Genomic DNA, 13,863 nt, shown 5'->3' on the forward strand with positions numbered 1-13,863 from the left:
GTAGTTAAATCAGAACGCACGTCGTTGCCGTTCATATCAACGATTTTAAATACTGCATCTTTAAGAGCGGTACCATCAACATCATCCACTTTAGAAAGTTCAACAGCGCCTTTTGTTAAGCTATTCGTAGCAGTAACGGAAGCGATTTTTTCTTGCCCTTTTTTAACTGTGAACTTAATAGGTGTTTCGTTTAAGTCATAATGAGTAGGAGCTTTTGTTTCGATAAACTCATAGTCTCCTGGTGGTAATTCATCCACAACTAAACGGCCGTTTTTATCAGTAGTTAAATCAGTGCGGACGTCGTGTCCATCCTTATTCACAATTTTAAATACCGCACCCTCAAGTGTTGTGTTTTCTTCAACATCATCTACTTTAATTAACTCCACACTACCTTTCGTTAAGCTGTTCGTAGCTGTAACGAAGACATGTTTTGTTTGACTTCTTTCAATTGTAAACTTAATAGGATCTTCATTTAAGTCATAATGTTTCGGAGCTTTCGTTTCAATAAATTGATAGTCTCCAGGTTGTAAGTCTTTAGCGATGATTTTTCCGTCTTTATTGGTAACTAAATTCGTACGAATATCATTACCGTTCATATCAGTAATTTTAAATACCGCACCTTCTAGCATTTCTTTCGCATCTAAAGAGTCAACTTTCGTTAATTCCACTCCGCCCTTAGTTAAGCCATTTTTAGCAGTAACAGAAACGTGAGTTGTTTGGCTTTTCTCGATAGTGAAAGGAATCGGTGTTTGATTTAAATCATAATGTTTCGGAGCTTTCGTTTCAACGAATTGATAATCTCCTGGTCTTAAATTAGAAGCAGAAACTTTCCCGTCTTTATCAGTAGTTAAATTCGTGCGAACAATTTTACCTTTCGCATCAATGATGTTAAATACTGCATCCGAAAGTTTTGTATCTGGATTTATATCATCCACTTTAATTAATTCAACCGCACCTTCAATTAAGCTATTAGTAGCAGTGACTTGTAGTTTCTCTGCTTGGCTTTTCTTAATTGTAAATTTAAGCGGTGTACTGTCTAATTTGTAGTGTTCAGGAGCTTTTGTTTCAACAAACTGATAGTCTCCTGGACGTAAATCTGGAACAGAGATTTTTCCATCTGCATCTGTCGTAAGATTAATGTGAACATCTTTTCCATTACTTAAATCAATGATATTAAATACTGCGCCTTTAAGGGCAGTGCCATCGACGTCATCCACTTTAGAAAGCTCTACCGCACCTTTTGTTAAACTATTTTTAGCAGTAACAGAAATCGGTTCGGCTTGTCCTTTTTCAATAGTGAAAGGAATTGGTTCTTTATTTAAATCGTAGTGTTTCGGAGCTTTCGTCTCGACGAATTGATAATCACCTGGACGTAAGTTAGAAACGCTAATTTTACCTTGTGAATTTGTCGTAAGGTTCTCGCGAATTACAGTACCTTTCATATCAACAATGCTAAATACTGCGCCTTCAAGTGTAGTACCCTCGACGTCGTCTACTTTAGTAAGTTCCACGCCGCCTTTTGTTAAACTATTTGTCATAGTAACAGTAGCAACATCTTTCTGGCTTTTTTCAACTGTAACTACAATTGGCTTTTTATCTAAATCATAATGTTTAGGAGCCGTTGTTTCGACAAATTGATACGTACCAGGACGTAAGTTTTCAACAATAATTTTTCCTTCACCGTTCGTTTTTAAATCTGTTTTAATTACAGTACCGTTTTGATCTAGTAAATTAAACACAGCATCGGCAAGTTTTGTTTGATCGTTTAAATCATCTACTTTAATTAATTCGATACTACCTTGTTGTAAGCTATTTTTAGCAGTTAAAGAAATAGCTTTCTTCTGTCCTTTTTCAATAGTGAAATGGATTGGTGTTTCATCTAAAACATAATGCTTCGGAGCCTTTGTTTCGATGAATTGATAATCTCCCGGACGTAGGTCATCGATTTCGATTTTCCCTTTACTATTTGTAACAAGATCTTTATGGATTACAGTACCATTCATATCAACAATGTTAAATACTGCACCTTCAAGTTTAGTGCCATCGATGTCATCTACTTTAGAAAGTTCCACTGCACCTTTTGTTAGAGCATTTTTAGCCGTAATATGAAGAGTTTCAGTTTGGCTTTTCTTAATTGTGAATTCGATCGGTTTTTTATCTAAATCGTAATGTTCAGGAGCAATTGTCTCAACGAATTGATACGTACCAGGACGTAGGTTTTCAACAATAATTTTTCCCTCATCATTTGTTTTTAAGCTTTCTTCAACTACTTCTCCGTCTGCATCTAATAAATTAAATACAGCATTAGCGAGCTTCGTATCAGTATCAATATCGTCAATTTTTATTAATTCAACGCTACCTTTTTCTAATGTGTTTTTACCTGTAACAGTAATTTTTTTCGTTTGACTTCGTTCAATTTTAAATGGAATCGGTTCTCCATCTAACACATAATGTTCAGGAGCAGCTGTTTCAATGAACTGATAGTCACCTGGACGTAAATTAGAAACAGAAATTTCACCATTGTCATCTGTAACAAGATTTGTGCGAACTTCTTTACCATCCATATCAACAATTTTAAATACTGCATCTTTCAGCATTGTACGATCGATGTCATCTATTTTTGTTAAAATGACGCCACCTTTCGTTAAGCTGTTAGTAGCGGTAACGTTAATATTTTCTTTTTGACTTTTTCCGATAGTGAACGGAATAGGATCTTTCCTTAAGTCATAGTCTTTTGGAGCTTTTACTTCAATAAATTGATAGTCACCTGGACGTAAGTCAGAAGCAGAAACTTTACCGTGCTCATCGGTAGTTAACCCTTTACGAACTACCTTTTTAGTATCATGAGCATCAACAATTATAAATTCTGCGCCTTCAAGAGTAACGCCATCAATGTCATCAACTTTTGTTAAAGTAACGCCACCTGTAAGTAAACTATTTGTTACAGTGACAGGGACTGGAAGATCATCCTGGCTAACTTTTTTAATCGTGAACTTAATAGGCGTTTGATCTAATTTATAATGTTCAGGAGCTGAGGTTTCAATAAATTGATAATCCCCTGGTGCTAAATCAGGAATAACTATTACTCCGTAATCATCTGTTTTTAAATCTTTCGCAATTTCTTTCCCTGTTGCGTCTTGTAATGTGAACACTGCACCGGCAAGAGCGATACTACTCTCCACATCATCTTCTTTAATAAGTTTAACTTTTCCTTTCGTTAAACTATTTTTAAATGTAAGTGGAAGAAGTTTTTGTTGTCCTTTTTCGATTGTAAATTCAATAGGTTCTACATTTACATCGTAATAAGTTGGAGCCTTTGTTTCGATAAGTTTATAGTTACCAGGACGTAAGTCGTCAACAACTAGCATTCCTTTACTATTCGTAACAAGTTCCGTACGAACATCTTCATTCGTATCTCTATTAACAATTTTAAATACTGCACCTTCAAGTGTTTCCTTTTCATCTGCAGCATTCACTTTTGTTAATTCAATACCGCCTTTTGTTAAGCTGTTTTTAGCAGTAACAGTAGCCGACGTTGTTTGACTTTCTGTAATTGTGAACTTGATTGGATTTGTATTCTTATCGTAATACTTCGGTGCTGTTACTTCGATAAATTTATAATCGCCAGGGCGTAAGCCAGTAGCGATAGCTTTACCATCCGCACCAGTTTTTATATTTTCGCGAATGACTTTCTTTTCATCATTAGCATCGACAATTTTAAATACAGCACCTTCAAGAGCTGTACCATCGATATCATCAACTTTCGTTAATTCAACATCTCCTGGTTTTAAAGCATTTTCAGCTTTCACAAGTAGAGTTTCTTTCTGACTTCTATTGATTGTAAATTCAATAGGTTCTGCTTGTAAAACGTAATGTTCAGGAGCAGCTGTTTCAATAAATTTATACGTACCAGGACGTAGCTTATCAGCTTTTGTTTTTCCATCAGCATCTGTAGTTAGGTCAGTACGAACATCATTATTATTTACATCAACAATTTTAAATACTGCACCTTTTAGAGGCTTTTTATCACCGAATTCATCAACTTTTAATAATTCAACTTCTCCTGTTTTTAAACTGTTTGTTGCCGTAACGGTAGCAAAAGACTGTTGGCTTTTGTCAATTGTAAACTCGATAGGGTTTGTATTTAACGTATAATCCTTAGGAGCTTCTGTTTCAACAAATTTATACGTACCAGGCTCTAAGTCTTTAACAGTTACTTTACCGTCTGCACCAGTTTTTACATTTTCGCGAATGACTTTCTTTTCATCATTAGCATCGACAATTTTAAATACAGCACCTTCAAGAGCTGTACCATCGATATCATCAGTTTTTGTTAAAGTGACGCCACCTTTAATGAGGTGATTCGTCGCAGTAACAGTAACTGCTTTCTTTTGACTTTTTACAATTGTAAACTCAATCGGTTTTTTATCTATGTCGTAATCTTTCGGTGCTTTTTCTTCGACAAATTGATAGTCTCCAGGGCGTAAATCTTTTGCTTCGATTTGTCCTTGATCATTTGTCGTTAATTTTTCATAACCACGAATTACTTTGTTATATCGATCGCGTACACTGAATTCCGCACCTGCTAAAGTTTTTCCATCTTTATCGACTTTTGTTAAAATGGCCGACCCTGGAATCAAACTATTTGTTGCAGTTCGGTTTATTACTGTTGTTTGATCTTCCGCGATTTTAACCTCAATCAGTCGATCATCTAATTTATAATGTTCAGGAGCCTTTGTTTCCTTTAAGTAGTAAGTTCCTGGTTTTAAATTATCTACAGTAATTTGCCCTTTATCATTTGTTGTTAATTTTGCATGTTCTGAAATTATTTTTTTATCTTTATCTAATAGTGTGAAAACGGCACCTTGCAATGTTATGTTTTTGTTCAGGTCATCAGACTTTGTTAAAACAACTTTCCCGACAAACTTCTTATTTGCAAGTTTATATGTTGTAGTTTCTTGTGTACCAAGTTCAACAATTTTTCCTTGTTTTAAATCCCAGCTAATTACATAGCCTTCAGGAGCTTTTGTTTCTTTTAATAAATATTTATCGCGTTTTAAGTTATTAAACTTAGCGATACCGTCTTTGTCTGTTACTATTTTACGAATAATGTTTTTCCCTGTACGATCGTATAAAGTAAACTCTGCCCCGGCCAATGGTGCGTTCTTATTGTCGTTATCTACCTTTATAATTTCAAGGTTTCCACGACCTGTAGTAGCAGATCCTCCGCCTGAACCGGAAGACATTCGTACTTCAATCGTTTCGGTAGTTTCTGTATTTGTTACTGTTAACTTATTGCCTGTGATTTTTGCTTTATTACTTACTTTTTCTTTATCGTCTGCATTAATAAATGAACGATATTCTAAAATATAAGCTCGATCAATTTTCTTCAAGAAGGCAATTTCAAAATGTTGCTTTCCGGTATTATTGTCTGTTGTTATTTTGAGTTTATAGTCTGTTCCTTGTTTTAGTTCATTTGCTGTATCTTTTGTTACATTTCCATAGTAATCGACAGTTGTAGGATATAAGTGGAACGAATCTTCCACAAGTACTTGATTGTCTGTTGGATCGTCTGTTACAACTGCGTCTGCAATGGTCGATTGGCTTTCATTAATTGCAATACTCCAATTAATATAGTTGTCGTCTTGCACAGCTTTTTTTGTAACGAAGCTGCCACCTTTATTAACTTGAGCGTCACCTTTAAGAGTGTTTACAATTTTAGAGCCATCTTTCAACTCTGCCTCATTTTTGTAGGTACCTTGGATGAGTTCACCATCAAGGCTTGTTTTAAAGATAATATAGTAAGGTGAATTAATTGATTGTTTGAAATGAACCTTTAGGGTATTTTTATTTTTCTCTGTAGGTTCTTCAAGTTCATATTGCTCAGTCGGTACAGCATTGCCAGGTCTTGCATTATCTGGACTTCCATTTAAAATCATATCGCGCACTTCAATGGATCCTGGTACTAACTTTTGTTTATCTTGTATTACGTCTATAACATAAGGGTCTTTAATCTCAACATTATTATAATTAAAGCCTATTATCCAAGTGATTTCTTTCGTTTGGGCGTTATAAGAACCATATTTATACCCATTTGCCTTTGTGAAAGTATCAGGATCAAAATTCGCTTCAACTGTATTTGATTGTTTGTTGGAATCTGCATCTATCCAAGATAGGTCACCTGTATTTTTAAATGAAGTTTTACCACTTTCCAATTGGGTATAGTCAAAGTCTGTTGTATATTTTACGATTAATGTTTTTGTCATATTAGACTGATATGTACCTATAAGGGTAACTTTGAAACCTTTGTCTGTTACATCTAAAACATAGTCAGTCCCATCTTGAAGGGTGTAATCTCCGTCTTTAATTTCTAGTTTCTTATCTTTTAATTGTAATCCACCATGATTAAAGGTATCTGTAATGATCGCATTGTTTAATGGATAGTTATTATTATTTACTGTAATTGTCCAGGTTGTTGTTTTGTCTTTATAGTTTGTTTCAGCTTTATTATTAGATTTAATAATATTTTGCTGCTTGAAGCCAACCTCATTTTCTTTACTTGAACCATTATCAGCTGTAACTGTATTTTTTACTTTTCCATCTTTTATGACATTATCAGTTGGCTTTGTTTTATAGGTAATTACATAAGCACTATTAATATCCTCATTAAATTGTAAATCGAATCCATTCTTCTTGTTACTTACAGTGTAATTATTAACAGTATCTCCTGTTACAAGCTGTCCTTTATCATCATAGGAAGCATTTTTCACAACAATAGAATTTGCATCTAGTTCATGTGTATCGTCAAAAATATCTTGTAAAAGTGCATCTGTTTTTTTGATATTTCTTTGATCACCGTTGTAAGTAATTGTCCATTCAATTGTTTGGGTCTTTGGATCATATTTACTTGTTTTGTTTAAATGTGTACCACGAGAGACAGTTACAGTAGCACTTGTGTTTTGTTGTTTTTGATTATCACTCGTTATTGTAACGTTATTTTGGAAGCTTTTTACGTTTTCATCAGTAATTTTTGTGACATATTCGATTTGATATGCTTCTTTAATAGAATCTTTAAAAGCAATCTCCAATTTTGAACCATCTGATGAAATAATTTTGTAATCTGCTGGATCAGCTTCTTTACCACGTGTTGCGTTCCCGTTAACATCAACTTCTAAATAATAAACTTTAATAGAATCCTTATTTAAAATTGTCCCCTGTGGGATGGTATCTTTAAAAACAGCGTTTTTAAGATTTTCTTTCGTTTTGTTCATTTCTACTGTCCAATTAACTTCATTTGTATTAATTGGTCTATCAGGTAACCCCTTTTTATTTGTAGCTGTTTGTACATTAGGCTTAAAGTCAACTGTAATAGAAACATCTTTATCTTTAATTGGGAAAGGAATTTCTTGTGTTGTTGTACCTTTAATTTCAGCTTTATTAAATTCTGTCTTTAATTGTAAGTTACCAACAATATCTGGATGTTCTTCAACATAATCGTTGAATGTCATTGTGACTTTTCCATCCTTTGTAACAGTAAAGTTCCCGATAGGGTGGTTTTCATTATCATATAACGGACTGTTAATTGTATTGTAAATCTTAAAATGTTTAGGAAGATCAAAAATATAGTAATCTCCACTTTTTACATTCATTGATTTTAAAAGTTCCCATGTAAACTCAATGTTGGCAGGGGAATCTGTGCTTGGACGGTTATCCTCTGTAAATGGTTTTCCGTCTTTGTCCGTCAACTTTACACCTGTTAAAATGTTTGTTGTTATTTGCTTTGGACCTGAGTTTATATTCTCAGTAGGGTCGCTTGCTAGCTTTTGTTCTGAGTTGTCAGTAGCAATTTTAGCTGCTGGATTTTGTTCCGGATTGTCAGTAGCAGGTTTAGCTGCTGAATTTTGTTCCGGATTGTCAGTAGCAATTTTAGCTGCTGAATTTTGTTCCGGATTGTCAGTAGCAGGTTTAGCTGCTGAATTTTGTTCCGGATTGTCAGTAGCAGGTTTAGTTGCTGGATTTTGTTCCGGATTATCAGTAGCAGGTTTAGTTGCTGGATTTTGTTCCGGATTATCAGTAGCAGGTTTAGTTGCTGGATCTTGCACTGGTTTATTAGTATCCTGTTCGGTGTTATCTTCTTTAGAATCTTCTACTTGAACAGGAACTGTTATAGGTTGAACCATTGTTCCTAAAGGAAAAGCGATTTGAACTGATTTTTCTCCTGTTTTTAAAGTTGGGTTAAAAACAGTATCAATTTTAATTTTTCCTTTAGCATCTTTCGAATTTTCTACTTGATCATTAAATATTAGTTTTAATTTATTATCTTTAGCTGTTAAAAAATATTGACCAATATTTTTTTGATCTGTTACTAAATCTCCTTGCAAATCTTTAGATATTTTTAATGCAAGTGGTATTTGAATTACTGCTGTATCGTTTGCATGTACAACTCGTTGATCCTTTATTGACCAAGCATATTCTACTTGAATGGTTGATCCTATCTTTATTAAGTTGTTAGGATTTTTTGCTTCGTCAATAATGTGATCCGTTGCATCTTTCATCTCAACAGTGTCAAATAATGAAGTTTCCTGTAAAGTCTCAGCTTTTGCCTGATTGTACGGGAAACTAATAAACTGTGAAAATAGTACAAATACAATTAAACATATATTGAAAAGTTTTTTCATTTTGCCTCCTTTGAACATTCATTTGTTCACTGAGGAATATATTCCACATGAACAAATGGAATATAAAAAAAGTTAATTGTTATAAAGTCTTTGTTGCTACTATCCCTCCGTTTCTATGTACGTTCTCTGACAGAATAGATGTTTAATCAAAGGCATATATAAAGTAACGTAAAAATCTGGAATATACATAATTCGACAAAAAATGTCGAAAGTATGCTGATAAAAGGAACGATATCAGACCTTTATATACAAGAGCATTTTCTTGTGAATGTGTTATGAACTGGATAGTCATAAAGGTAAGTTTTACGATACATGCTAACCAAAGTAATGTATCCCAAGTTAAAAGTTTGTTTTTTGCTTTAAAATTGTGTGGAAAAAATCTGAATAGGGTTGATTTTGGTTAGGTTGAAGACAATATGCACTTTGAAAATATTCATTTATGTAATATGAAATTGAGATAATTGTATCTTAATAATGTCACTTATTACATTTATGAAAATTAACTTTTTGCCTAGAGAGAGTTGTACAATTTGTGGACCGAAGTTAACAGGGTACAGTTCCTTTTCAGATTTAGTGGAATATAAGTTATTTATAATATTCGACTAAATCATTACTGCGGTCATTTTTGAAGCTATTTTACATAATAAAAAAGAAGGTATCCCTTTTGATAATAGTGTTATCTTCTCTAGAAGATGATTATGAATAACCTTCGCTAAAGATTATATACTTAAATGATAAAGAGTTCAACAGCGGTTTAACAAATATTTTCCAAAAATTAAAAATGACCGTTTTAGTAGAAAAATTCTAAAAAACGGTCATTTTTAATTTTATATTTCTGTTAAGATTATTGGTTCGCCGCGTGTTACAACAACTGTATGTTCACATTGTGCAACAAGGCTTTTATCAGGTGTAACGAATGTCCAACCATCATCGCCACGTTCGATAATGTGATCAGCTTTCATCGAAATGAATGGCTCTACAGCGATAACAAGACCGTCTTTTAGAAGTGCACTATCCATTGGGTCAAAGTAGCTTAAAATATGGTTTGGTGCTTCATGTAAACTAAGACCGATACCGTGACCAGTTAAGTTTTGAATCACATTGTATCCATTTTTATGTGCGAAGTTCGAAACAGCACGACCAATTTGGTTTTGTTTTGAACCAGCTTTCACCTTTTTCATTGCTGCCCAAAATGCATCAACAGCCGCTTGGCAAAGCTTTTCTTTTGCTTCATCTTCTCCAAGCACAAATGAAATACCTGTATCTGCATAATAACCACCAAGTGCAGCAGATACGTCGACATTTACTAAGTCGCCTTCTTTTAATACGCGATCTCCTGGAATACCATGAGCAACTTCTTCGTTTACACTAATGCAAGTTACACCAGGGAAATCATATTCTTTTTCAGGTGCAGAAATAGCACCGTGCTCATCTAATACCTTTTTACCGATCAAATCAAGCTCTTTCGTTGTCATACCTGGCTTCGCTTCTTTTTTCATTTCTTCACGTGCAAGCGCAACGATGCGGCCGATTTTTCGTAAGCCTTCTAAATCTTGTTCATTACGAATAATCATGAAAACCACTGTCCTTCCTCGAATATATATCTTACCCGATTGTATCATGTTTATTTTCGTCCTGCTACTCGCTTACGGTATGGGGGCTGATTCCTCTCACAAAGAATACATGACAATTGTCATATTGATGTCATGACGCATCATACTGTTTCCTAAGTTTTCCAACACGTACAATGTAAATATAAGAAACAGCGGGGGTGGAGAGATGGAAAAGATTATTGAAGTAAATGGTGTTTCTAAAACATTTAAACATAAAAGTGCAGTAAATAACGTTTCATTTCATGTAAATAAAGGAGAAATTGTAGCGCTACTTGGACCGAATGGTGCAGGGAAAACAACGACGATGTCAATGATGCTTGGATTAAAGGATCCGACGGAAGGGACTGTTTCTATATTTGGAAAGAATCCAAAGCGTAGAGATGTTCGTAATAGCCTCGGTGCGATGCTACAAGAAGTAAGTGTCATTGATAGCATTACGGTGGAAGAGGCAATAGAGTTATTCCGTAGTTATTATACGAATCCGGTAGCGAAAGAAAAGTTACTACAGTTATCAAATTTAGAATCAGAACGAAAGCAAAGATGTGAGAAATTATCAGGTGGGCAAAAAAGAAGGTTAAACTTTGCGCTTGCACTTGCAGGAAATCCAGATTTGCTATTTTTAGATGAGCCGACAGTGGGTATGGATATTACGTCCCGGAGAACGTTTTGGGAAACAATTCGAAAGTTAGCAAGTGAAGGGAAAACAATTATTTTAACGACGCACTATTTAGAAGAAGCGGATGCATTGGCGAATCGTATTTTATTGTTCGCAAATGGAAAGATTATCGCAGATGGTACGCCAGATGAGATGAAGGCGACGATTTCGCGAAAAACAATTACATTTTATTCGAAGGAAAGTATTCCTACAAAATTATTAAAAGGGTTACCAAGTGTAACAGAAGTACAATCAAACGAAGGTCACTTCACTTTAATAACTGAAGATACAGATGCAACTTTAAAAGCAATTTATGAAAAGAATTTACCTGTAACAAATATTTCAGTTGAACGTGGAAGTCTCGATGAAGCATTTGAACAGTTTGTTGCAAATCAGAAGGAGGGAATCGCATGAGGGCGTTTTTGATGCAATGTAAGATGGAGATATTACGTACGTTTCGCAATAAATTGTTTATCTTTTTCTCATTATTAATGCCAGTTATGTTTTACTATATTTTCACAAATGTTGTTCAAGTTCCACAGAACGGGAATGAGTGGAAAGCTCACTATTTAATTTCTATGACTTCATTCAGTATTATTGGAACAGCGCTTTTCAGCTTTGGTGTTCGTCTTTCTGAGGAAAGACAAAAAGGATGGGCGCAACTTTTGAGAATTACACCTTTGCCAGAAGGGGCATATATTTCCGCAAAAATTGTTTCGCAAACAGTAGTAAATGTATTTTCAATCGTAGTTATTTTTATGGCAGGTATTTTAATTAATGATGTTCAGTTAACGTTCGGTCAATGGATTAGCGCTGGTTTATGGATATTACTAGGTGTAACACCGTTTTTAGCACTTGGATCGATAGTCGGTTCTATTAAAAAAGTTGATGCAGCAGCCGGTTTAGCAAATATTTTAAATATGTGTTTAGCAATTCTTGGCGGTCTATGGATGCCAATCGAAGTATTTCCGAAAATATTAAGATCTATCGGTGAATGGACACCAACATACCACTTCGGAAGCGGTGCATGGGATATTGTAGCTGGAAAATCGATTGGATGGGAAAATATCGCGGTATTAGGAGGTTATTTCCTTATATTTGTTGTAGTATCAATATATATAAGAAAAAGACAGGAAGCGGTATAAATGATAGAGAAGAAGAGGATTGAGATTTTTCCGAAACATATGGGTTTCTTTCCGTATATGTGGCTGGTGTATCTAGTATTTCCGGTTTATGCAATTGTACAACAGGAAGGTTCGAGATTAATGTTTGGTGCTGGTATGTTAATTCTTTTTGTCTTGGCATATCGGCAACTTTATTTTGTTACAAAGATGTTTGCAATGTGGGCTTGTATACAATTAATTATTGCTTTGGTATTTAGTTTTTTTTATAGCCCATACCTTATTTTTTTATGCTTTTTCACATCAAACGCTATAGCGTTCGCACCCACGAAAAAAATATTTCGGATATTATTGGGCCTATTAGTTGTAACGCTTATAACATTTGTATATGGTGCAGGTTTTTCTTTTACAAGCTTTATAAATACTGTCCCAATGTTTATTTTGATGCTTGCTGCGCCTTTCGGTATGCGTAACTTTAATCAAAAAAAGATATTAAGAAATCAATTAAACGAAGCGAATGAACAAATTAAAGACTTAGTCAAACGTGAAGAAAGGCAACGAATTGCAAGAGATCTTCATGATACGTTGGGACATACACTATCTCTTATTACGTTAAAAAGTCAGCTCGTGGAGAAGTTAATTGTAAAAAATCCGGAGCGCGCAAGTGCGGAAGCAAAGGAAATTACGCAAACATCTCGTACGGCATTAAAGCAGCTAAGGGAATTAATTTCTGATATGCGCATGATTACAGTAGAAGAAGAGATCGAGCAAATAAAAGCGATTTTACAAGCTGCCAATATCGAATTAGAAGTGAAGCAGGAAGCAAGTTCGAGTTCGTTATCACCTATTGAACAAAATATTTTAGGGATGTGTTTACGTGAGGCTGTGACGAATGTTGTAAAACATAGTAAGGCGACAAAGTGTACAGTCTCTGTATTAGAATCACAAGGTGAGCTGATTTTGAAAGTAGAAGATAACGGAATCGGTTTAGCAGATCAAAACCACGATGGAAATGGCATTCGTGGTATGAAGGAGCGCATCGCTCTTATTGATGGGTTTGTTGAACTAGGTATGATTAATCCAGGGACACTATTAATAGTAAAAGTACCAGTTGTTATTCGAACAGGAAAAGATGAGGTGAGGGCATGATTCGAATTATTATTGCAGAAGATCAGCGGATGCTTCGTGGTGCATTAGGGGCCTTACTTGATCTAGAAGATGATATTGAAGTAATTGGGCAAGCTGCGAACGGGGAAGAGGCACTAAAACTAATTGAATCGCTACAACCTGATGTAAGTATTATGGATATTGAAATGCCAATTCAAAGCGGATTAGATGTTGCGGAAACGTTAAAGAAAGAAAAATCAGCATGTAAGGTAATGATTTTAACAACATTTGCGCGCCCTGGATATTTTGAGAGAGCAATGAAAGCTGGTGTGCACGGATATTTATTGAAAGATAGTCCAAGTGAAGATTTAGCAGCATCGATTCGTAATGTGATGAAAGGAAAGCGAGAGATTTCTCAAGATTTAATGTTCGGCTTGTGGCAGGAGCAAAATCCGTTATCAGATCGGGAAAAAGAAGTGTTGTTACTTGCGAAAGAAGGAAAGACGGCAAATGAAATTGCGAAGGCACTTTATCTTTCACCTGGTACAGTACGTAATTATATTTCTGAAGTATTAACGAAACTTGATGCGAAAAATAGAATTGAGGCAATTACAATTGCGGAAGAAAAGGGATGGATATGAAAAGAAGTTTACCTATGAATGGTAAACTTCTTTTTTCTTATAAAGTGA

6 protein-coding genes are annotated in these 13,863 nt (G+C 34.8%); 4 read left to right on the top strand and 2 right to left on the bottom strand.

The genetic code is table 11. The annotated features are described in order from the left end of the window. Positions 1-8,678: SpaA isopeptide-forming pilin-related protein (locus tag AC3WTI_RS19490; RefSeq protein WP_492304389.1), on the bottom strand; the 8,678-nt coding region annotated here is incomplete at its 3' end. Between the two features lie 827 nt (positions 8,679-9,505). Beyond that, positions 9,506-10,300, bottom strand: a complete 795-nt coding sequence (gene map, locus AC3WTI_RS19495) for a type I methionyl aminopeptidase (RefSeq protein ID WP_142286715.1) — start codon at positions 10,298-10,300, stop codon at positions 9,506-9,508. 157 nt (positions 10,301-10,457) lie between these two features. Here map and AC3WTI_RS19500 point away from each other — a divergent pair, with 157 nt between their 5' ends. From AC3WTI_RS19500 to AC3WTI_RS19515, 4 genes are read left to right on the top strand one after another with little or no spacing between them, the layout of a single operon-like run. Then, positions 10,458-11,360 carry an ABC transporter ATP-binding protein gene (locus AC3WTI_RS19500; RefSeq protein ID WP_087959156.1) on the top strand — a complete coding sequence of 301 codons (903 nt, stop codon included), beginning with the start codon at positions 10,458-10,460 and terminating at the stop codon, positions 11,358-11,360. Beyond that, on the top strand, positions 11,357-12,091 hold the full coding sequence (locus tag AC3WTI_RS19505) for an ABC transporter permease (RefSeq protein ID WP_253621698.1): 735 nt from the start codon (positions 11,357-11,359) through the stop codon (positions 12,089-12,091). The genes AC3WTI_RS19500 and AC3WTI_RS19505 overlap by 4 nt, the downstream gene beginning before the upstream one ends. Next, complete coding sequence (locus AC3WTI_RS19510; RefSeq protein ID WP_087959158.1) at positions 12,092-13,216, top strand: sensor histidine kinase; 1,125 nt, start codon at positions 12,092-12,094, stop codon at positions 13,214-13,216. It begins immediately after the preceding gene. Further along, on the top strand, positions 13,213-13,815 hold the full coding sequence (locus AC3WTI_RS19515; protein ID WP_000619264.1) for a response regulator transcription factor: 603 nt from the start codon (positions 13,213-13,215) through the stop codon (positions 13,813-13,815). The genes AC3WTI_RS19510 and AC3WTI_RS19515 overlap by 4 nt, the downstream gene beginning before the upstream one ends. Positions 13,816-13,863 lie beyond the last annotated feature (48 nt).

This window comes from Bacillus sp. EB106-02-03-XG38 (assembly GCF_058792175.1).